The 19,588-nt window shown below is 65.7% G+C and carries 23 protein-coding genes; 16 read left to right on the top strand and 7 right to left on the bottom strand.

Annotated features, from left to right (window positions below; translation table 11 throughout):
* Window positions 1-43: 43 nt before the first annotated feature.
* From rplT to LZ538_RS12585, 4 genes are all read right to left on the bottom strand, one after another.
* A complete protein-coding gene (gene rplT, locus LZ538_RS12600; RefSeq protein ID WP_249832373.1) occupies window positions 44-412 on the bottom strand; it encodes a 50S ribosomal protein L20 in 369 nt (122 codons plus the stop codon).
* 13 nt (window positions 413-425) lie between these two features.
* On the bottom strand, window positions 426-629 hold the full coding sequence (gene rpmI / locus LZ538_RS12595) for a 50S ribosomal protein L35 (RefSeq protein WP_028968696.1): 204 nt from the start codon (window positions 627-629) through the stop codon (window positions 426-428).
* Between the two features lie 130 nt (window positions 630-759).
* Window positions 760-1,416, bottom strand: coding sequence for an SDR family oxidoreductase (locus LZ538_RS12590; RefSeq protein ID WP_249832372.1), 657 nt, complete (start codon window positions 1,414-1,416; stop codon window positions 760-762).
* 16 nt (window positions 1,417-1,432) lie between these two features.
* Window positions 1,433-2,368, bottom strand: coding sequence for a ribose-phosphate pyrophosphokinase (locus tag LZ538_RS12585; protein WP_249832371.1), 936 nt, complete (start codon window positions 2,366-2,368; stop codon window positions 1,433-1,435).
* A 92-nt stretch (window positions 2,369-2,460) separates the two neighbouring features.
* Between LZ538_RS12585 and LZ538_RS12580 the strand changes: the two genes are divergently transcribed.
* From LZ538_RS12580 to ribH, 7 genes are read left to right on the top strand one after another with little or no spacing between them, the layout of a single operon-like run.
* Entirely contained in the window at window positions 2,461-4,122 is a 1,662-nt protein-coding gene (locus LZ538_RS12580) for an NAD+ synthase (RefSeq protein ID WP_249832370.1), read from the top strand.
* The gene (gene gltX / locus LZ538_RS12575; protein ID WP_249832369.1) at window positions 4,119-5,438 is read left to right on the top strand and encodes a glutamate--tRNA ligase; all 1,320 of its coding nucleotides are present in this window, start codon (window positions 4,119-4,121) and stop codon (window positions 5,436-5,438) included. The genes LZ538_RS12580 and gltX overlap by 4 nt, the downstream gene beginning before the upstream one ends.
* A gap of 7 nt (window positions 5,439-5,445) precedes the next feature.
* Window positions 5,446-5,799, top strand: coding sequence for a phage portal protein (locus LZ538_RS12570; protein ID WP_249832368.1), 354 nt, complete (start codon window positions 5,446-5,448; stop codon window positions 5,797-5,799).
* Between the two features lie 17 nt (window positions 5,800-5,816).
* On the top strand, window positions 5,817-6,773 hold the full coding sequence (gene ribD / locus LZ538_RS12565; protein ID WP_249832367.1) for a bifunctional diaminohydroxyphosphoribosylaminopyrimidine deaminase/5-amino-6-(5-phosphoribosylamino)uracil reductase RibD: 957 nt from the start codon (window positions 5,817-5,819) through the stop codon (window positions 6,771-6,773).
* 8 nt (window positions 6,774-6,781) lie between these two features.
* Window positions 6,782-7,390: a riboflavin synthase gene (locus LZ538_RS12560; protein ID WP_249832366.1), complete on the top strand. Its 609-nt coding sequence runs from the start codon at window positions 6,782-6,784 to the stop codon at window positions 7,388-7,390.
* Window positions 7,391-7,444: 54 nt separating this feature from the next.
* Window positions 7,445-8,728, top strand: a complete 1,284-nt coding sequence (gene ribB, locus LZ538_RS12555) for a 3,4-dihydroxy-2-butanone-4-phosphate synthase (protein ID WP_249832365.1) — start codon at window positions 7,445-7,447, stop codon at window positions 8,726-8,728.
* 4 nt (window positions 8,729-8,732) lie between these two features.
* The gene (gene ribH, locus LZ538_RS12550) at window positions 8,733-9,155 is read left to right on the top strand and encodes a 6,7-dimethyl-8-ribityllumazine synthase (protein WP_249832480.1); all 423 of its coding nucleotides are present in this window, start codon (window positions 8,733-8,735) and stop codon (window positions 9,153-9,155) included.
* Here the strand turns inward: ribH and LZ538_RS12545 are convergent.
* Complete coding sequence (locus LZ538_RS12545) at window positions 9,152-10,240, bottom strand: alkene reductase (protein ID WP_249832364.1); 1,089 nt, start codon at window positions 10,238-10,240, stop codon at window positions 9,152-9,154. The two genes, ribH and LZ538_RS12545, sit on opposite strands and share 4 nt — an antisense overlap.
* A gap of 156 nt (window positions 10,241-10,396) precedes the next feature.
* On the opposite strand from LZ538_RS12545, the gene LZ538_RS12540 reads away from it, so the two are divergent.
* The 5 genes from LZ538_RS12540 to ssb are packed head-to-tail and all read left to right on the top strand — an operon-like array spanning window position 10,397 to window position 14,621.
* Window positions 10,397-11,293, top strand: a complete 897-nt coding sequence (locus LZ538_RS12540; protein ID WP_249832363.1) for a DMT family transporter — start codon at window positions 10,397-10,399, stop codon at window positions 11,291-11,293.
* 5 nt (window positions 11,294-11,298) lie between these two features.
* Window positions 11,299-11,952 carry a COQ9 family protein gene (locus LZ538_RS12535; RefSeq protein WP_347402775.1) on the top strand — a complete coding sequence of 218 codons (654 nt, stop codon included), beginning with the start codon at window positions 11,299-11,301 and terminating at the stop codon, window positions 11,950-11,952.
* Between the two features lie 42 nt (window positions 11,953-11,994).
* The gene (locus tag LZ538_RS12530) at window positions 11,995-12,264 is read left to right on the top strand and encodes a FeoA family protein (RefSeq protein WP_249832361.1); all 270 of its coding nucleotides are present in this window, start codon (window positions 11,995-11,997) and stop codon (window positions 12,262-12,264) included.
* Entirely contained in the window at window positions 12,261-14,108 is a 1,848-nt protein-coding gene (gene feoB, locus LZ538_RS12525) for a ferrous iron transporter B (RefSeq protein ID WP_249832360.1), read from the top strand. Before LZ538_RS12530 ends, feoB begins: the two co-directional genes overlap by 4 nt.
* Window positions 14,109-14,135: 27 nt before the next feature.
* Window positions 14,136-14,621, top strand: coding sequence for a single-stranded DNA-binding protein (gene ssb, locus LZ538_RS12520; RefSeq protein WP_249832359.1), 486 nt, complete (start codon window positions 14,136-14,138; stop codon window positions 14,619-14,621).
* Here the strand turns inward: ssb and LZ538_RS12515 are convergent.
* Window positions 14,618-15,148: a YceD family protein gene (locus LZ538_RS12515; protein WP_249832358.1), complete on the bottom strand. Its 531-nt coding sequence runs from the start codon at window positions 15,146-15,148 to the stop codon at window positions 14,618-14,620. The two genes, ssb and LZ538_RS12515, sit on opposite strands and share 4 nt — an antisense overlap.
* On the bottom strand, window positions 15,145-15,603 hold the full coding sequence (locus tag LZ538_RS12510) for a ubiquinol-cytochrome C chaperone family protein (RefSeq protein WP_249832357.1): 459 nt from the start codon (window positions 15,601-15,603) through the stop codon (window positions 15,145-15,147). Before LZ538_RS12510 ends, LZ538_RS12515 begins: the two co-directional genes overlap by 4 nt.
* 185 nt (window positions 15,604-15,788) lie before the next feature.
* Between LZ538_RS12510 and LZ538_RS12505 the strand changes: the two genes are divergently transcribed.
* Genes LZ538_RS12505 through LZ538_RS12490 form a run of 4 tightly spaced genes read left to right on the top strand, consistent with a single transcriptional unit; the run spans window position 15,789 to window position 19,462 of the window.
* A complete protein-coding gene (locus LZ538_RS12505; protein ID WP_249832356.1) occupies window positions 15,789-16,244 on the top strand; it encodes an outer membrane protein assembly factor BamE in 456 nt (151 codons plus the stop codon).
* 46 nt (window positions 16,245-16,290) lie between these two features.
* Window positions 16,291-17,058, top strand: a complete 768-nt coding sequence (locus tag LZ538_RS12500; RefSeq protein WP_249832355.1) for a tryptophan 2,3-dioxygenase — start codon at window positions 16,291-16,293, stop codon at window positions 17,056-17,058.
* Window positions 17,055-18,221: a class V aminotransferase gene (locus LZ538_RS12495; RefSeq protein WP_249832354.1), complete on the top strand. Its 1,167-nt coding sequence runs from the start codon at window positions 17,055-17,057 to the stop codon at window positions 18,219-18,221. Before LZ538_RS12500 ends, LZ538_RS12495 begins: the two co-directional genes overlap by 4 nt.
* Entirely contained in the window at window positions 18,218-19,462 is a 1,245-nt protein-coding gene (locus LZ538_RS12490; RefSeq protein WP_249832353.1) for a spinster family MFS transporter, read from the top strand. The genes LZ538_RS12495 and LZ538_RS12490 overlap by 4 nt, the downstream gene beginning before the upstream one ends.
* Window positions 19,463-19,588: the final 126 nt, after the last annotated feature.

Genomic DNA, 19,588 nt, shown 5'->3' with positions numbered 1-19,588 from the left:
AATCGCTTCCGACGCCCTTCAATAGTCCTGAAAGCTAGAAGGCTCAGGCGGCCTTCTTCTCCAGCGCGTTCTTCGCCTGCGCGATGATGGCGCTGAACGCCTCCGTCTCATGCATGGCGATGTCGGCGAGGACCTTGCGGTCCAGCGTGATGCCGGCGAGGTTCAGGGCGTGGATGAACTGGCCGTAGGTCAGCCCTTCCGCGCGGACCGCAGCGTTGATGCGCTGGATCCACAGGGCGCGGAAGCTCCGCTTCTTCACCTTGCGGTCGCGATAGGCGTACTGCCCGGCCTTCTCGACGGCCTGACGGGCGATGCGGATCGTGTTCTTGCGGCGGCCGTAATAGCCCTTCGCCTGATCCAGGATCCTCTTGTGCTTGGCGCGGGTGGTTACACCCCTTTTGACGCGTGCCATGGTGCTCTACTCCTTACTTGAGGCCGTAGGGCGCCCAAGCCTTCACGCGCGCCGTATCGGCGTCGGCGAGAATCTCGGTACCACGGTTCTGGCGGATGTACTTGGCGTTGTGGCTGATCAGCCGGTGGCGCTTGCCAGCGACACCATGCTTGATCTTGCCGGTCGCCGTGAGCTTGAAGCGCTTTTTCACGCCGCTCTTGGTCTTCAGCTTGGGCATTTTCTCTCCTTTGCTCCCTTGGGGAGCGAGTTATCGAACCGCCACGGCAGCCCTTTCGGCCGGGCCGTTCCTGCTGTTTCCAATGACTTGGAAGCGCGCGCCTATAGAGGCGCTTCCGAGCGAAGGCAACCTACCAGGGAAGCTCCGACCCGTCGCGGCGGAGGAAGCGGCCGGTGTCCCCGATCGCCAGGCGGTCGATGAGCTTGCGCATGTCGCCGACGCTCTGCTCCGCGCTGATATCGGCGCCGGCGCCACCCATGCGCGTCTTCACCCAGCCCGGGCTCAGGACCACGCAGGCGACCCCGCAGCCACGGGCCTGAAGCGCAAGGGAGCTCCACGCCATGTTGAGCGCAGCCTTGGACGTTCGGTAGGGCACCCAGCCGCCGCCATTGTCGGCGATGCTGCCCATGCCGCTGGAGATCGCGACCATCTTGCCGCCGTCGGACATGTGGGGAAGCAGCGCGCTGGCCAGGATGTACGGCCCGATCGCGTTGACCATCATCATCGATTGCCAGGCGCGGGCGTCCTCGGCGCTTTCTCCGTGCATCGGATGGTTGGTGCCGGCGTTGGCGATGACGAGGTCGAGCGGTTGGGCGACCTTGGTTGCGAATGCGGCGACGGCGTCCGCATCCGCCATTTCGAGCGTCTCGACGCCGACGCCGAGCGCATCGAGCTCCGGGCTCGACTGTCTCGTCGTCGCGATGACGTCCCAGCCATCGCCGGAATATTGGCGCGCGAACTCGAGCCCGATGCCGCGGTTTGCGCCAGTGATCAGGACGGAAGGCATCAGCCCGTCCCGTCGGTCAGTCGAACAGGCTCGACACCGAGCTTTCGTCGGCGATCCGGCGGATCGCCTCGGCAAGCAGGGGAGCGACGCTGAGGCGGCGGATCTTGCTGTCCTTGGGGTCGGCCTCCCCGCTCCAGATGGTGTCGGTGACGACCAGCTCCGTGAGCTCCGACTTGGCGACGCGGGTGGCCGCGCCGCCCGAGAGGACGCCGTGCGTGCAATAAGCGAACACTTCGACGGCGCCCTGCTGCTTCAGCGCGGCGGCGGCGTTGCACAAGGTGCCGGCCGAATCGACGATGTCGTCGATGAGCACGCAGCTGCGTCCTTCGACGTCGCCGATGATGTTCATGACCTCGGACTCGCCCGCTTTCTCGCGCCGCTTGTCGACGATTGCGAGTGGCGCGTTGTTGAGTCGCTTGGCGAGGCCGCGCGCGCGCACGACGCCCCCGACGTCGGGCGAAACCACCATGAGCTGACGATTCCCCAGCCGGGCGTGGATGTCCGTCGCGATCACCGGCGAAGCAAAAAGATTGTCGGTCGGGATATCGAAGAAGCCCTGGATCTGGCCCGCATGGAGGTCGATCGAAAGCACGCGATTGGCGCCTGCGGTGGTGATCAAATTGGCCACCAGCTTGGCCGAGATCGGCGTTCGCGGGCCCGGCTTCCGGTCCTGGCGCGCGTAGCCGAAATATGGGAGAACCGCAGTGATCCGCTTGGCCGACGCTCGCCGCAGCGCGTCGATGCAGATCAGCAGCTCCATGAGGTTGTCGTTGGCCGGGTAGCTGGTCGACTGGATGACGAAAACATCCTCGCCGCGCACGTTTTCGTTGATCTCGACGAACACTTCCTCGTCGGCGAAGCGGCGGACGCTCGCATCGGTGAGCGGCACTTCGAGATAGTCGGATATCGATCGGACCAGCGGAAGGTTGCTGTTGCCCGCAAGCAATTTCATGTGTCGTTTCCCCAGCGGCTGAGCGGGCTTTAGCGAGGCGGTCGCCGTTCCGCAAAGGTTGCCGAAGCGGGGCGGAGCGCTAAATCGCGCGCATGACGGATCGCTTGAGGATCGCCTTTGCCCAGATGAACCAGCGCGTCGGCGACCTGGAAGGCAATGCGCGGGCGATGCTGGAGATGCGGCGCGAGGCGGCGGGCGCCGACTTGCTCCTTCTCCCGGAGCTGCAGGTTACGGGCTATCCGCCCGAGGACCTTGTCCTGAAGCCGGAGTTCGTGCGCCGGGTCCACGAATGCACCGACGAGCTTGTCGCGGCCACGACGGAACCGGGCCCGGCAATGCTGATCGGCACGATCGTTCACGAAGACGGGCTCGATTATAATGCGATGGTCCTCGCCGACGGCGGCAAGGTGATCGCGACGACGCTCAAGCGCGAGCTGCCGAACTACGGGACGTTCGACGAAAAGCGCGTGTTCGCGCCGGGCCCGCTGCCCGAGCCGATCGAGTTCAAGGGCGTGAAGATCGGCGTGCCGATCTGCGAGGACATCTGGCAGGAGCAGGTTTGCGCGCACCTCGCCGAATCGGGCGCCGAGATCCTTCTTGTGCCGAATGGCTCGCCCTATGAGCTCGACAAGGACGACATTCGCTATCGGCTGGTGCGCAGCCGCGTCCTGCAGACCGGCCTGCCGATTGCCTATCTCAATCGTGTCGGCGGGCAGGACGAGCTCGTGTTCGACGGATCGTCCTTCGTCCTTCATCCGGACGGCGAACGCGTCGTCCAGCTGTGCGACTGGGAAGAAGCGTTGCTCATCACGGACTGGGAGCGAACGTCGGCAGGGTGGCGGTGCATGACGCGGGAGACGCACGAGCTCGATGCCTTTCCCAAGGACGTCTATCTGGCGATGATGGTCGGGCTTCGCGACTATGTGGAGCGCAACGGGTTCCCCGGCGTGATCCTCGGCCTGTCCGGCGGGATCGACAGCGCGCTCTCCGCGGCAGTCGCTGTAGACGCGCTGGGGCCGGACAAGGTCTGGGGCGTGATGCTGCCCTCGAAATATACGAGCGGCGAAAGCCTCGAAGACGCGCGCGAGTGTGCGCGCCTGCTGGGCTGCCGCCATGACGTCGTAACCATCTCGCCGGCCGTCGGCGCGGTCGACGCGATGCTGCCTCAGATGAGCGGCCTGGCGGCCGAGAACGTCCAGGCCCGCCTGCGCATGGTCGCCTTGATGGCTCTGTCGAACTCAGGCGGTCAGATGTTGCTCACCACCGGCAACAAGAGCGAGATGAGCGTCGGTTATGCGACGCTCTACGGCGACATGGCTGGCGGATATTCGGTGCTGAAGGACGCTTACAAGACGACGGTGTTCGCGCTGTCGCGCTGGAGGAACGAGAACAAGCCGGAAGGCGCGCTCGGCCCCGACGGACCGGTCATGCCGGCGCGCGTCATCACCAAGCCGCCGAGCGCCGAGCTGCGCCCTGACCAGAAGGACGAGGACAGCCTGCCGCCTTATTCGGTTCTCGACCGGATGTTGGAAGGGCTGGTGGACAAGGAAATGTCGGTCACGGAAGTCGCGAACGCGACCGGGGCCGACCCCGCGCTGGTCGCCGACATCGAAAGCAAGCTGCTCAAGGCCGAATATAAGCGGCGGCAGGCGCCGCCCGGCGTCAAGATCGGCAGCCGCAATTTCGGTCGCGACCGCCGCTACCCGATCAGCAACTTCTTCCACACCGGCCCGCAGGCGAAAGCACCGAAATGACCGTCGTCACGCGCTTCGCGCCTTCCCCGACAGGCCGTCTCCATGTCGGCAACATCCGCACCGCGCTCCACAATTTCCTGTTCGCGCGCAAGCATGGCGGCCGCTTCATCCTGCGCATCGACGACACGGACCGCGAGCGCTCGACGCGGGAGTTCGACGAGGCGATCCGCGACGACTTGCAGTGGATGGGCCTGGGCTGGGACGATTGCGTCCGCCAGTCCGAGCGGTTCGAACTTTACGAGCGGGAGTTCGAGCGTCTCAAGTCCGCCGGCAGGGTGTACGCGTGCTATGAGACGCCCGAGGAGCTAGAGCTTCGGCGCAAGATCCTGCTCGGGAGGGGGCTGCCGCCCGTCTACGAGCGCAAGCCGGCGGATGCGGCAGTTCCCGAGGGGCGCTCGCCGCATTGGCGCTTCAAGCTCGACCATGAAGCTCCAATCGAGTGGACCGACCTGATCCGCGGCGCGCAGCGCTTCGATCCGAAGCTGCTCAGCGACCCCGTCGTTCGCCGTGAGGATGGAAGCTGGCTTTACCTGCTGCCCAGCGTCATCGACGACGTCGACCTCGGAATCACGCATATCGTTCGCGGCGAGGACCATGTGTCGAACAGTGCCGCCCAGATCCAGATGTTCGAGGCGCTCGGCGCGAAGCCGCCCGAATTCGCGCACGAGGCCCTGCTGGTGGCGGCCGAAGGGAAATTGTCGAAAAGGCTCGGCTCCTACGGCGCGCCGCACCTCAGGGAGGAAGGCGTCGAGCCGCTTGCGCTGTTGGCGGTGCTGGCCCGCATCGGCACGTCGCAGCCGGTCGAGCCGGCGCTCGGCCTCGACGAACTTGCCGAAGGCTTCGACTTCGCGACGTTCGGGCGGGCCCCTGCGCATTTCGATCCTCACGACGTTGAGCTGATCAATGCGCGCCTGCTGCACCAGCTCGATTATGGCGCGGTCGCCGATCGTCTTCCGGAAAGCGCAAGCGAGGAGGATTGGCTTCTTCTCCGGCCGAATCTGGAGCGACTCGCGGACTTCCCGGCCTGGTTCGATGTGCTTCGCGGTGAGATCGACCCGCCGGCTCTGAGCCATGACGAGCGGTTGCTGCTGAAGGAGGCCGCGACGGTCACCGAAAGTGTCGACTGGGCTGGCGAGCCGTGGAAGCAGCTCACGGCCGAGCTCAAGGAATCCTCCGGCAAGAAGGGGCGCGAACTGTTCCATCCGCTCCGTCTCGCGCTGACCGGCCGCGACAGCGGTCCGGAGATGGCGGGCCTGGTTGCGCGCATGGGCAAGGAGCGCGCCGTCAGGCGGCTGGAGGCCGCGGCGAGGCGGTAGCGGGCTGGTGAAGGGCGTCGCGACGCCCTATCTTCCGCGCATGTCCTGGTTTCCGCGACCGTCCAGTCCCAGCGTCGCTTTTCGCGATCTTCGCGCCTTCATGCGCCAGCGCAGCCGTGAGCAGGTGATCGGCGCGGCGCTAGCGTTGCTCGTCACCACGATCATCGTCATCGAGTTCATCGTCGACGCGAAGATTGGTACCGGCCCGTCACCGCAGATCATCTACGTTGACAGCTGGTCGGAAAACCGCACCGATGCGGAGATCATCGCCGACCAGAAAAAGGATCAGGCGGAAAAGGAAGCCTTCGAAAAAGAAAAGCAACGGCAATTCCAGGCGCTCGAGAAAAAGCTGGGGATGTAACGCCTGATCGGCGCTGGATGGCCGACGCGGTCGCCTTGGGCGATCAGGCGCGCGGCCGCTCCGCACCCAATCCGAACGTCGGCTGCGTGATCGTCTCGCCGAACGAGCGCGTGGTCGGGCGCGGGGCTACGGCGTCCGGGGGGCGGCCTCATGCCGAAGCGGTTGCGCTCCGCCAGGCAGGCGTAAGGGCGATGGGCGCGACCGTCTACGTAACCCTCGAGCCCTGCGCGCATGCGAGCCAAAGAGGGCCGGCGTGCACGGATCTGCTGCTCGAGGCGCAACCGGAACGGGTCGTGATCGGATTGCGCGATCCCGATCCCCGCACGGCCGGCAAGGGGATCCGTCGCCTGCGCCGTGCCGGCATAGAAGTGACCCTGGGCGTCTGCCGCCAGGAGGCGAAGGAATCTCTCGCCGGCTGGCTCACCCGCCTGCAGCTCGGCCGCCCGAGGATCTCGTTGAAGCTCGCCTTGTCGATCGACGGCAAGATCGCCCTGCCCTCGGGCGAGAGCCAGTGGATCACCGGCGAGGATGCGCGCCGCCATGTCCACCTGGAGCGGGCGAAGAGCGACATGATCCTGGTCGGGCGCGGCACCTTTATGGCGGATCGACCGCGACTCGACGTTCGCCTGCCCGGGCTGGAAGAACGTTCGCCCAAGCGCGCGCTGCTGACTCGCGGGGAGGCTGTGGACGGATGGAAAACCCTTCGATCTCCGCAGGATGTCCACGGACTTCATGACGTCAACGACCTGCTGGTCGAAGGCGGGTCGGCCACCGCAACCGCCTTCCTCGGGGAAGATCTGGTGGACCGCATCCTCATCTATCGCGCGCCGATCATCGTCGGCGAGGGCAAGTCCTCGTTCGGTTATGTCGGCCTCGACGCGATCGCCGACGCGCACGGCCGCTGGCGCCTGGTCGATGAGCAGAGGCTCGGCGTCGACCGCCTCGAAGTTTACGAGCGGGTGCGGGAGAGCTAGGCGGCGGCATGTTCACCGGGATCGTCACCGACGTCGGCAGCGTGCGCAGCGTGGAGCAGCGCGGCGACCTGAGGCTGACTATCGCCACCGGCTACGACTTGGCGACGGTCGATCTCGGGGCGTCGATCGCCTGCTCCGGGGTTTGCCTCACGGTCGTCGACAAGGGCGACGACTGGTTTGCCGTCGATGTGTCGGCCGAGACGGTTTCACGGACGGCGTCCGGCCTGTGGCGCGAAGGCGCGCCATTGAATCTCGAACGGTCGCTGCGCCTCGGGGACGAGCTGGGCGGCCATATCGTCACCGGCCACGTGGATGCGGTGGCCACCGTCATTGGGACTTGCCCGGAAGGCGATTCGCTGCGCGTGGGCCTCAGCGTGCCGCGCGCTTTAGGGCCGATGATCGCCTCGAAGGGCTCGATCAGTCTCGACGGCGTGTCGCTGACGGTCAACGAAGTGCGTGAAGCCGAGGATGGCACGACCCACTTCTCCGTGAACGTCATCCCCCACACCGCGCGGCAGACGACCTTGGGACAAATCGCGCCCGGACAACAACTTAATGTCGAGGTTGACGTGCTGGCCCGCTATCTCGATCGGATGCTCACCGCCCGCGCACAATAGGAACATCGCTGTTCCTCCTTACAATCACATTATGATGTGATAAATGGCGCGCCCATGAGCACGACTCTCATGGAACAGCTGAACGCGATCATCGCCACCGGCGAGATCAGCCGCGCCGGGCTTGCCCGGGCCGCAGGGCTCCATCCCAATTCGCTGCGCAAGCTTGGGAGCGAGGACTGGAACCCGACCGCCGATACCCTGACGAGGCTGGAGAAACTGATCCACCGCGGAACGACGGAAGTCCTCGTCGGCACCGAGACCATCATCAACGAGGCGCGCAACGGCCGGATGTTCATCCTCGTCGACGACGACGACCGCGAGAATGAAGGCGATCTCGTGATTCCGGCTCAGATGGCGACGCCGGACGCGGTCAATTTCATGGCCCGGCATGGGCGGGGGCTGATTTGCCTGGCGATGACCAAGGATCGCGCCGACAGCCTTGGCCTAGAGCCGATGGCGCGCACCAATCGCAGCCGCAACGAAACCGCTTTCACGGTCTCGATCGAGGCCAGGGAAGGAATCTCCACCGGAATCAGCGCCGCGGATCGCGCGCGCACCATCGCAGTCGCAATCGACGCGGCAAACGGCCCGGACGCTCTGGTGTCCCCCGGCCATGTCTTTCCCCTGGTGGCCAAGCCCGGAGGCGTTCTCGTCCGGGCCGGGCATACCGAGGCGGCTGTGGACGTCGCGCGCCTTGCAGGCCTTAATCCGAGCGGCGTGATCTGCGAGATCATGCGCGAGGATGGCACCATGGCGCGGCTCGACGATCTCATGGACTTCGCGCGCGCCCATGGGCTGAAGATCGGCACCATCCGGGATCTCATCGCCTACCGGCTCAAGAAGGATCACCTGGTCGAGCGCGTCTCGGTCAGCCCGTTCAACGCGCAGAGTGGGCTGCAGTGGCAGGCGCAGGTGTTCCGGGACCGGACAACCGGCGAGGAACAGCTGGCGCTGGTTCACGGCACCCTCGACCCTTCCGCTCCGGTGCTTGTGCGGATGCACAGCCTCGACCTGTTCGCCGACGTGCTCGGGGAAGCGGGCTCGAGATCGGGGCTGCTGCAGGGCGCGATGCGCGCGATCGAGGAGCAAGGCTCGGGCGTGGTCGTCGCGCTGCATGCGGCGGCGCCGGGTTCGCTCTCGCGATCGATCGACTTGCGCGCCGGAAAGCCTGCGGAGGCTGGCGACGCCGTGCGCGGCTATGGCGTCGGTGCGCAGATCCTCGCCGCGCTCGGAATCCACGACATGATCCTGCTCACCAACACGCACCACTCGCCGATCGCACTGTCCGGCTATGGACTGGCGATCGTCGAAGAGCGCGCGATTGAGCAGGACGCCTGACGCGATGGCAACGATCCTGCTCACCGAAGCTCGCTTCTATCCGCACCTCAATGAAATGCTGCTCGCAGGCGCGAGAGCTGCGATCGAGAAGGCCGGGCACAAGCATGAGACGCTGACGGTGCCCGGCGCGCTCGAGCTGCCCGGCGCGATCGCGCTTGCGGCCCGCAGCGGGCGTTTCTGCGCCTTCGTCGCGCTCGGCGTCGTCATCCGCGGGGAGACCTATCATTTCGAAGTCGTCTCGTCGGAAAGCGCGCGCGGCCTGCTGGACCTCACGCTCCAGGGATTCGCGATCGGCAACGGAATCCTGACCGTCGAGGATGAAGCCCAGGCGATCGTGCGCGCCGACCCGGGCCAGGGCGACAAGGGCGGTGACGCAGCGCGCGCGGCGCTGGCGCTGTACGAGCTTCGGGAGCAGTACGGCCCTTAAGCGGCCCGCGCCTCTTCGAAAACGGGATAGTCGACATATCCCTCCGCACCGCCGGAGTAGAAAGTCGCGCTGTCGCCGGGCGCGAGCGGCGCGCCGGCCGCAATGCGGTGCACCAGGTCGGGATTGGAGATGAACGGCCGGCCGAAGGCAATGCCGTCGGCGATGCCTTCCGCCATCCGCGCACGCGCGGTCGGTCCGTCGTAGTCGCTGTTGAGCAGGATCCTGCCGGAATAGATGGGACGCATGGCCTGGCTCACAGGCTCTGTCGGCACTGCGCCCGCGCTCGTCGGCCGGTGTGCTTCGCGAAGCTCTATCCATGGCACTTTCAGCTCCTCGAGCCGCGCGGCCACCGCCGTGAACAGCGACAGCGGGTTCGTGTCTTCGACGCCCTGGACGAGGATATTGGGGGAAAATCGGATCCCGACCCGGCTCATGCCGATTTCGGCGCCGACTGCCTCCAGCACCTCGGTCATGAAGCGCAGACGATTGTCGATCCACCCGCCGTAATTGTCGGCGCGGTTGTTCGCGCCGTTGCGCAGGAATTGATCGACCAGATAGCCGTTGGCGCCATGGATCTGGACTCCGTCGAACCCTGCGGAAACGGCGTTGCGAGCCGCCCGCGCATAATCTTTCACGATCCGGTCGATGTCCGCGGCAGTCGCTGCTCTCGGCTCCACATAGGGCTTCTTGCCCTCGTAAGTGTGGGCGTCGCCGGGGGCGGTGATCGGCGACGAAGAGACCGGCTGGGTCTCGCCGAGGTCGGGATGGACCAGCCGTCCCATGTGCCATAGCTGGGCGACCATGTGGCCGCCGGCTTCGTGGACCGCCGCGACGACGGGCTTCCAGCCTTCGACCTGCGCTTGGTTCCAAAGGCCCGGAGCATTGGGCCAGCCGAGCCCTTCGCGGGTGATTCCGGTTGCTTCGGAAATGATCAGGCCGGCGCTCGCGCGCTGTGCATAATATTCGGCCATGATCGGGGTCGGCACCGCGTCGCGCCCGGCGCGGGCACGGGTGAGAGGCGCCATGACGATGCGGTTGGGAAGATGGAGCGCTCCGAGCTCGAGCGGATCGAACAGGCTGGCCATGTGGGTGTTCCTGATTGCCTCGAATTGGCTGGCGAAGTTAGTTTCGATCCGCGACCAATCAATCGCAGTTCAGCGAGGGGCATCATAAGCCAGCCTTATTGACGAGCATGCGGAGACGGGCTTCCGCCCCCGGCTTAAAGCCCCTAGGCGCGGCCAGTGAGCAACAAGCCCGAACATCATCGTTTCGCATTCCCGGCACTGCTGGTCGGAAGTACCGCTTTGGCCGTCGGGCCCTGGATGGTTCGGCTCTCGGAGGTTGGACCGGTCGCCGCCGGATTCTGGCGGCTGTTCCTTGCGCTCCCCTTTCTGTTCGTCCTCTCGAGCGTCTCGGGGCGGCCGGCGCATTGGCCGGGGCATCGCCTCGGCATGCTGGTTGCGCTCGCGGGATTTTTCTTCGCCGCCGATCTCGCCGCCTGGCACACCGGGATCCACATGACCAAGCTCGGCAATGCGACCTTGTTCGGCAATGCGTCGAGCTTCGGCTTCGCGGCCTGGGGCTTGTGGCAGGCGCGCCGCTGGCCGTCGCAGCGGCAGGGCGGCGCGCTGATCCTGGCGGCAGTCGGGGCCGGCCTTTTGATGGGAAGCAGCGCCGAATTGTCCGCCCGCAATGTCCGCGGCGATGCGCTCGCCCTGATCGCCGGCCTGCTTTACACCGGCTATCTCGTGGCGGTTCAGCGGGCCCGAGGAATGCTGTCGGCGATGCCCCTGTTGTTCATCGCCAGTGCTTTCGGCGCAGCGATGCTCCTGCCCTTTTCCCTGCTGCTCGGTGAGCAGATCATGCCGCCCCACTGGACTCCGGTTCTCTTGCTCGCGCTGAGCAGTCAGGTCTTCGGCCAGGGCCTGCTCGTCTATGCGATCGGCAGCCTCTCGCCGCTGGTGGTCGGCCTCACCTTGTTGAGCCAGCCCGCGATATCGGCCTTCGTCGGCTGGATGGCTTATGGCGAGACCCTCTCGCCGCTTGATTGGGTGGGCGCGATCGCGATCGGCGCGGCGCTCGTGCTGGTGCGCTTGCCCGAGCGGGGCTTGCCAGTCCCGCAGGAGCAGCCCAGTTGAGCCGCGTGGAAGGTCCGAGTCCTCTCGAACGGTTGCGGCGCAAGCTCGCCCTCGCGGTCGGGGAGAATGCCGTGTTCGATGGATGGACCAAGGCGGCAGTCGACTCCGCCGCGGCGCAACTCGGCGTCGACCCGCTGCAGGCGCGGCTGGCCATGCCGAAGAGCCAGTCCGACATGATCGATGCCTATATCCAGGAGGTCGACCGCGCGCTGGAAGCCTCTTTTACCCAGAAGCGCCTCGCGGGCATGAAGATTCGCGAAAGGATCCGGGCGCTCATATGGCACCGGCTCGAGATCATGGGGCCGGCGCGTGAGGCGGTCCGGCGGGGACTGGCCATTCTTGCCATGCCGCAAAACGTGGCCCAAGCGCTGCGTACGTCGTGGCAGACGGCGGATCTGATGTGGCGTCTCGCCGGCGACACCAGCACCGACTTCAATCACTATACGAAGCGCATGACGCTCGGGGCGGTCTACGGCTCGACGTTGCTCGTCTGGCTCGACGATCAAAGCGAAGGCTGGGCTGAAACCGCGGCCTTCCTCGACCGGCGCATCGATGACGTCATGACGTTCGAAAAGTGGAAGGCCCAGTGGCGCGGATCCTCCGATCGCCGGGTCAGCGTCTCGCGATTCCTGGGGAGGCTGCGCTACCCACCGCGCTAGACGCTTCCCTGCGGCTGCGGTTAATGATAATCAGTCGCAAGAATGAACGCACCCTTCCAACCGGACAGCATATCGCTCGACCAGCTTGAGCTGGGAGCGCGCGCTGTGGTCGCCGCCATAGATTGGCAGGCACTGGACTCGGCCGAATCGAGCCGGCTGCGTCATTTCGGCTTCGATGAAGGCGTCACGGTCGAGACCTTGCATCTGGGACCGTTCGGTCGCGATCCGCTGGCCGTGCGGGTCGGCCGAATGACGGTCGCCATCCGACGCAAGCACGCCGGCGCCGTCCGGGTCGTCCCGACCGTCAAGTGAACCCGCTCCCGCTCGTCGCCGTGGCCGGCAGCCCGAATGCCGGCAAAAGCGCCTTGTTCAACGCGCTCACCGGCGCTCGCCAGAAGGTTGGGAATTATCCCGGCGTGACGGTGGAGCGAAAATCCGGGCGCCTCCAGCTGGCGGACGGGCGGCCGCTGGAGCTGGTCGACCTGCCCGGCGCCTACAGCCTGGAGCCGGCGAGCCCGGATGAGGCCGTCACCCGCGACGTGCTTCTCGGCCAGCAGAAAGGCGAGCGACAGCCGGACGCCCTGGTCATCGTCCTCGACGCATCCAATCTCGACAACCATCTAAGGTTCGCGCTGCAGTTGATCGAGCTTGGGCTGCCGACGATCGTCGCGCTCAACATGGTCGACCTCGCGAAGCGTGACGGCCTGGAGCTCGATCCGAGCGTCCTCGAGCGTGAGCTCGGCGTTCCCGTGGTCGAGACGGTGGCGGTCCGCCGGCGCGGCATTTCCGAGCTGCAGGGCGCTCTCGACGATATGCTCGCCGCTCCCCGCTGCGGCGTTCACGAGTCGGTGAAGGCTGACATCATCCACCTGCAGCGGCGCGCTCGCGAGATCGCGGCCGCCGCTGTCATCCGCGAAACGCCCGTGCGCCGCTGGACCCATCGCCTCGATTCGGTGCTGCTTCACCCGATCATGGGGCCGGTGATCCTCGCTGCGATCATGTTCGTGATGTTCCAGGCCGTTTTCGCGTGGAGCGAAACGCCCGTGGCATGGATCGAAAGCGGCGTGGCCGCGCTGTCCGGCCTCGCGGCGCAAATCATCCCTTCCAGCCTGCTTCGCTCGATGGTCGTCGACGGGGCAATCGCTGGCGTCGGAGCGGTCATCACCTTCCTGCCGCAGATCCTGATCCTGTTCTTCTTCATCCTCCTGCTGGAAGGCACCGGCTACATGGTGCGCGCCGCGTTCCTCATGGATCGGGTGATGCATGGGGTCGGACTGTCAGGTCGCGCTTTCATCCCTTTGCTGTCGAGCTTCGCCTGCGCGGTGCCTGGGATCATGGCGACACGTACCATCGACGACCCGAAGGACCGGCTGACCACCATTCTCGTAGCGCCGCTGATGACCTGCTCGGCGCGGTTGCCCGTCTATACGCTGATTATCGCCGCCTTCATCCCGAACACGCGCCTGGCCTGGGGCGTCGGCCTGCAGGGCCTGGTGATGTTTGGCCTCTACGTGACTGGGATCGCGGGCGCGCTGCTTGCCGCGTTCGTCCTCCGCCGCGGGGTCCTCAAGGGTGGCGGCGGCGGTTTCATGATGGAGCTGCCGAAGTATCAGTGGCCGGCGGCCAAGGACGTGGCGATCGGCCTTCTCACCCGCGTCGAGATATTCCTGAAGCGCGCTGGCACGATCATTCTCGGGACCACCATCCTGCTCTGGGCCCTGGCGAGCTTCCCCCAGGCGCGGCCCGGCGAGAGCCAGGTCGACGCTTCGATAGCGGGCAAGATCGCCAGCGGGATTGAGGTCGTTGTCCGTCCGATCGGCTTCAATCACGACATCGCGCTGGCATTGCTTCCCGCGATGGCCGCGCGCGAGGTCGCGGTCAGCGCCATCGCCACCGTTTACTCGATCGATTCTTCCGACGAGACCGCGGCCGCGACCAAGCTCGAGGACCGGCTTCAGGGACGCTGGTCCCTTGCGACCGCGCTCGCATTCCTCGCCTGGTTCGTGTTCGCGCCGCAGTGCATCTCCACGATCGCGGTCACGCGCCGCGAAACCAACGGCTGGAAATGGCCGCTGTTCATGGTCTCCTATCTGTTCGTCCTCGCTTATTGCGCTGCGGGACTGACCTACTGGACGGCGGTGTCGCTAGGTCTATAGCTACTCTCAAGCGAAGGAGAGTGGACGATGGCGGGCGTGAACAAGGTGATCCTGGTCGGCAACCTGGGCGCGGACCCTGAGGCGCGGTCACTCAACAACGGCGGCGAGGTGGTGAACATGCGAGTCGCCACGTCCGAGCAGTGGAAGGACCGCGACGGCAACCGCCAGGAGCGGACCGAGTGGCACAACGTCGTCATCTTCAACGAGAACCTCGGCCGGGTCGCAAAGAGCTATTTGCGCAAAGGCAGCAAGGTCTATCTCGAAGGCCAGATACAGACCCGCAAGTGGCAGGACCAGTCGGGCAACGACCGCTACACGACGGAGATCGTCCTGCAGCGCTTCCGTGGGGAGCTCGTCCTCCTCGATAGCCGCGAAGGGGCCGGCGGCGGCCGCAGCGCTTTCGGCGAGGATTATGACGATTTCGGCGGCGGTGGCGGCGGTTCGTCGCGGCCTCAGTCGCGGCCGCAGCCTGCAGCCTTCGACACGGACCTGGACGACGACGTCCCCTTCTAGGATTTGTCGTTGCCGCTTCGCTTGAGCTGCGCGAGCACGGCGAACGGACTGGCCTGATCCTCGGTCATGATCCCAGCCTCCTTCAGGGCGGCGTCGGCTCCGGCGCTGCGCGGATAGGGGTCGAGGCTGAGCGCCAGCGTATCGGCGATCGCGCCGCCGAGGTCGATTGCCGCGCCGTCGTGGAAAACAATATCGCAGTCGGCTGACCCGAGCTCGATCTCTTCTTCAGTGCTGTCGCCTTGCGGCTCGGGCATGAAAAGCAGGTCGAAATGCTCGTCGACATGTGCCGGCACAGGCTCGCCGGTGACGACGCAGGCCTGATCGAGCGCAGCCTGGAGCCGGCCCTGAACGCGCACGATATCGCCGCCAGTGCGGGACAAGGCCGCATGCGCCTCCAGGCATTGCAGCGATGGAAGTCCCAGGCGCTTGGCGATCACGCGCCGCTCGGCCTCGTCGGCATTGAGGTCGAGCCGGTCGCCGTCGCGGATCTGGTCGAGGCGCAGCGCGTGGGCGAACGAGTCGGTCATTGCAGCCCCCCATTTTCGATCTGATCGAGAGTCAGCAGGCCAAGCCTCGACCAGAAATCTTTGAGCGCGCCCGCCGTGAACGCCACGCCCCGCAGCGGATGATCGCCCGAATAGACGCTTTCGGCCGTCGCGCTGTTCCATTCACCGGGACCCTCTGAGACGCCGCGCCACAGGCCAACGCGCTTGCCCAGCGCGCCGACCAGCTGGCGGATCCTCTTGCCGAGGGTCGGGTCGCCAAGGCCCATCTCCCGATGCTCCGTCTCCATCAGCTCGACGAACCGCTCGGTCAGGCGGGCGGAGATCGCCTCTCCCTCGGGCCCAAGCTGGTCGAGGCGCACCATCGTCAGGGCGGTAACGGTAGCGAGCATGCGGAAGCGCCCATCGATCGTGTCCGGAACTTGCCCCTCGACATACCAGCGAGGCTGCCGCGCAATTTTGATCAGCTCGGCGATCAAGGTCGCTCCGCGGCTCCGGTCGCGCGTTAATCCGGGGAACAGGTGCCTGAGCATAGGGACGGTCGAACGCCTCGAAAGATTCAGAGGCTTGCGCCCCTGCGGAGGCCCAGCATATTGAGGCTGGTCCGCTGAGCTGCAAGCCCGAGCCGACTAGGCTTTCACGATCGACAAAGGTTCGAAGACGCATGAACACCCGCTTGGTCAGAATTTCCCTGGCGCTTTGCGCGGCGGCGACCGTTGGCGGCTGCACGGGTGTGCTCGCGCACAAGGGCGCGGTCGTCGATCCCCAGCTCGCCGCAAGCATTCAGCCGGGAATCGACAACAAGACGTCCGTCGAAAAGCTTCTCGGCCGCCCGACCTTCACCGGGCAGTTCAACGCCAACGACTGGTATTATCTGTCGCGCGATACGAAGCAGATCGCCTTCCGCAATCCGCGCGTGCGGGAGCAAACCGTGTTGCTCGTGAAGTTCGACCAGGCGGGCAACGTCGCCGCCATCCAGAAGTCGGGCAAGGAATATGTCGCCGGGCTGGATCCAAGCTCGCGCAAGACGCCGACCCTCGGGCGGCAGCGCGGCTTCTTCGAGGATCTGTTCGGCAATATCGGCACCGTCGGCGCGCCCGGCCTGCCCAGCGGCCAGTAGGACCCACCGCTTTCTCGCTGCGGCTGTTTAGCCTAAGCGGTCCAGCATGACCGCGACGCCCGCCGGCATGTCCTATGCCGATTATCTGAAGCTCAACCAGCTGCTGAGCGCGCAGCAGCCGCTGTCGGCTCTCCACGACGAGATGCTCTTCATCGTCATCCACCAGACCAAAGAGCTGTGGATGAAGCAGATGCTTCACGAGCTTCGGCTGGCGATCGGGCTCGTCGAGCAGGACCGGTTTGCGGAAGCCTATAAAGCAATGGCCCGGATCAGCCGCATTCAGGCGGTCATGACCCTGTCCTGGGACGTGTTGTCGACGCTGACTCCGGTCGATTACCTCAAGTTCCGCGACGTGCTTGGAACCTCGTCCGGGTTCCAGTCGGCGCAGTTCCGCGAGATCGAGTTCCGCCTCGGCCTCAAGGAGCCGAAGTTCACCGAGCATTATCCGGAAGGGAGCGCCGAGCGTCAGCGCCTGGAAGGCGCGCTGGCGGAGCCGAGCCTCAGGGATGTCGCTCAGGATGCGCTCGAGCGCGCGGGATTCGATCTCGGCGACCGTTCGGTCGCGGCATTGGCCCAGGCCTGGCTGCAGGTCTATCGCGACGCCGAGCGCTGGTTCGATCTTTACGGGCTGGCCGAAAAGCTCGTCGACATTGACGATGCGCTCGCGGCCTGGCGCCACAAGCATGTTCTGACGGTGGAGCGGATCATCGGAAACAAGCCCGGCACGGGCGGCTCCGCCGGGGCGCCCTATCTGCGGGCCACGTTGGATAAGCGCGTCTTCCCGGAGCTCTGGGCGCTGAGGACCGATCTTTGAGCTTCAAGGATTTGTTCTCGCGCAGCCTGTCGGCTGATCCCGACCGGCTGCACTTCGCCGCGCACAGCCATCACCTTTGGCCCGACGCGAGCTTCGAAGGCCAAACGGAAGCGTGGAACGATGCCGCCCGCCTTGCCGACCGCAAATGGGACAAGGTCATGGGCGAGGTGTGGCCCGAAGCCCAGGCCCACGTCTCGCGCGAGCTGGGCACGGGCCAATCCGACGCGGTCGTATTTTCCTCGAACACGCACGATTTCCTGATCCGGCTCGTGACGGCGGCGCCGCGCAGGCAGGGAGGGCCATTGCGGGTCCTGACGACGGACGGCGAATTCCACAGCGCGCGACGACAGTTCGCCAGGTGGGAAGAAGAAGGCTGGATCAAGGTCGAGCGCATTTCGGCCGAGCCGTTCGATAGCTTCACCGAGCGCTATTCGTCCCGTGCGCGAAGCGGCGACCATGACCTGATATTCGTAAGTCATGTCCTGTTCGGCAGCGGCCGAATTTTTGGGGCGGTTGAGGAATTGGCCACGCTCGGCCGGCCGGGCGGGCCGTGGGTCGTGGTCGACGGCTATCACGCCTTCATGGCGATCGATGCGCCCTTCGGAGGTTCGGCCAGCTCGACCGCCTTCTACCTGGGCGGCGGATATAAATATGCGATGGCAGGTGAGGGATGCGCCTTCCTTCACGCGCCCGCGGGGTTCGCTCCGCGCCCGCCGGTCACCGGCTGGTACGCCGAGTTCGAGGACCTGAGCCTGCCTCCGGGCAGCGTTGGCTATGCGAAGGATGCGACCCGATTGCTTGGCGCAACCTTCGACCCCTCAGCGCTCTATCGCTTCAACTCCGTGCAGCGGATGCTTCAGGCGAAGGGCCTGTTGACTTCTGAGGTCTCGCATCACGTCGAGCAACTCCAGCGGCAGCTGGTCGAGGCGCTCGATCGCACGCCTCTTTCTCGCGCGGAGCTGCTCAATCCTTTGAGCGGATCAGGTCCGCACGCCCGATTCCTGGCTTTCCGCAGCCCCGATGCGCAGCGCTGGTATGCCGACCTCAAGTCCGCGAACTGCATGACCGACGTCCGCGGCGACGTGCTGAGGATCGGCTTTGGAATCTATCAGGACGCGGCGGACGTCGACCGCCTGGTTGCGTTGTTGGGGAGGCTTGCTTGAGTGCAGACGAGGTAAAATCGCGCGGTGGGCTCGTGCTCGCGCTGCTCCTGGCCGCATACATCTTCAATTTCCTCGACCGCCAGATCCTCGGCATCCTCGCCGGTCCCATCATCAAGGACCTGCACCTTAGCGATGCGGAGTTCGGTGCAATAGGCGGGCTCGCCTTCGCCTTGCTCTACTCGGTGCTCGGTGTCCCGCTCGCATTGCTTGCCGACCGGACGAGCCGGAGCAGGGTCGTCGCGGGCTCGTTGGCGGTATGGAGCGCTTTCACGGCGTTGTGCGGAACCGCGGCGAGCTTCGGACAGATGTTCATCTACCGGCTCGGTGTCGGGGTAGGCGAAGCAGGCGGTGTGGCGCCTTCCTATGCGCTGATTGCCGATTATTACCCGCCGCAGCGCCGGGCGCGTGCGCTGGCGATCTTCTCGCTCGGAATCCCGCTCGGTCTCGCGGGCGGCACGCTGATCGGCGCCTATCTCGCGGCCTGGGTGAACTGGCGCGTCGCATTCATGACCATGGGCGTGGCCGGGCTGGTCCTGGCGCCGCTGATGCTTCTCGTCGTCCGCGACCTGCCCCGGCCCTCGCCCGCGGGGGCGACGCCGCTCAGGCGCACCTTTCCGATGATCGCGAGGAAGCCGACATTCTGGCTGTTGGCAGCTGCTGCGTCGTGCAGCTCACTGGCCGGATACGGCCTGGCTTTGTGGACGCCATCGGTGCTCGAGCGCAGCTTCGGCTTCGGCCTGATCGAGCGCGGTCAGTTCCTGGCGTCCATCTTCCTGATCGGCGGCACTGCCGGCGTCTTCGCCGGCGGCTGGCTTGCGGACCGACTGGGTCAGTCCGACCGCCGCTGGTATGCGTGGCTGCCTGCGATCGCCTGGCTCATTACCGCGCCGACCTTTGCGCTCGGCCTGCTTTCGACCGACCCATGGGCCGCCTGGCCGTTGCTGCTGATCCCGAATGCGCTCAACATCCTGTGGCTGGGCCCAGTCACCACTGCGGTCCAGCATCTCGTTCCGCAACCGTTGCGCTCTACCGCGTCGGCCAGCTTCCTGCTGATCAACAATCTGATCGGTCTCGGCGTCGGCCCCACGCTGATCGGCGCGCTGTCGGTGGCGTTCACGGAGCAGTTCGGGATCGAGTCGTTGCGCTATGCGGCGGTCAGCGTGGTGGGCTTCTACCTGCTCGCGGCTGTTCTGATGCTTTTCGCCGCGCGCCGCCTGAGGGCTGACTGGGTCGACGAATAATTCAGCCAACTATCTGAACGACAAGGACATTTCAGGTTCACCCTAGTGCGCTAAGGTGCACGATCCATCCGTTTAGTGGTTGGAACGGTGCGCTTAGCGGACCGTTCTAGCCGTTCGAAAGGAGAC

The organism is Sphingomonas hankyongi, assembly GCF_023516575.1.
GTDB classification, from domain to species: domain Bacteria; phylum Pseudomonadota; class Alphaproteobacteria; order Sphingomonadales; family Sphingomonadaceae; genus Sphingomicrobium; species Sphingomicrobium hankyongi.
Note: the sequence above shows the minus strand (reverse complement) of the source record. Positions and strands in the feature narration are given on the sequence as shown.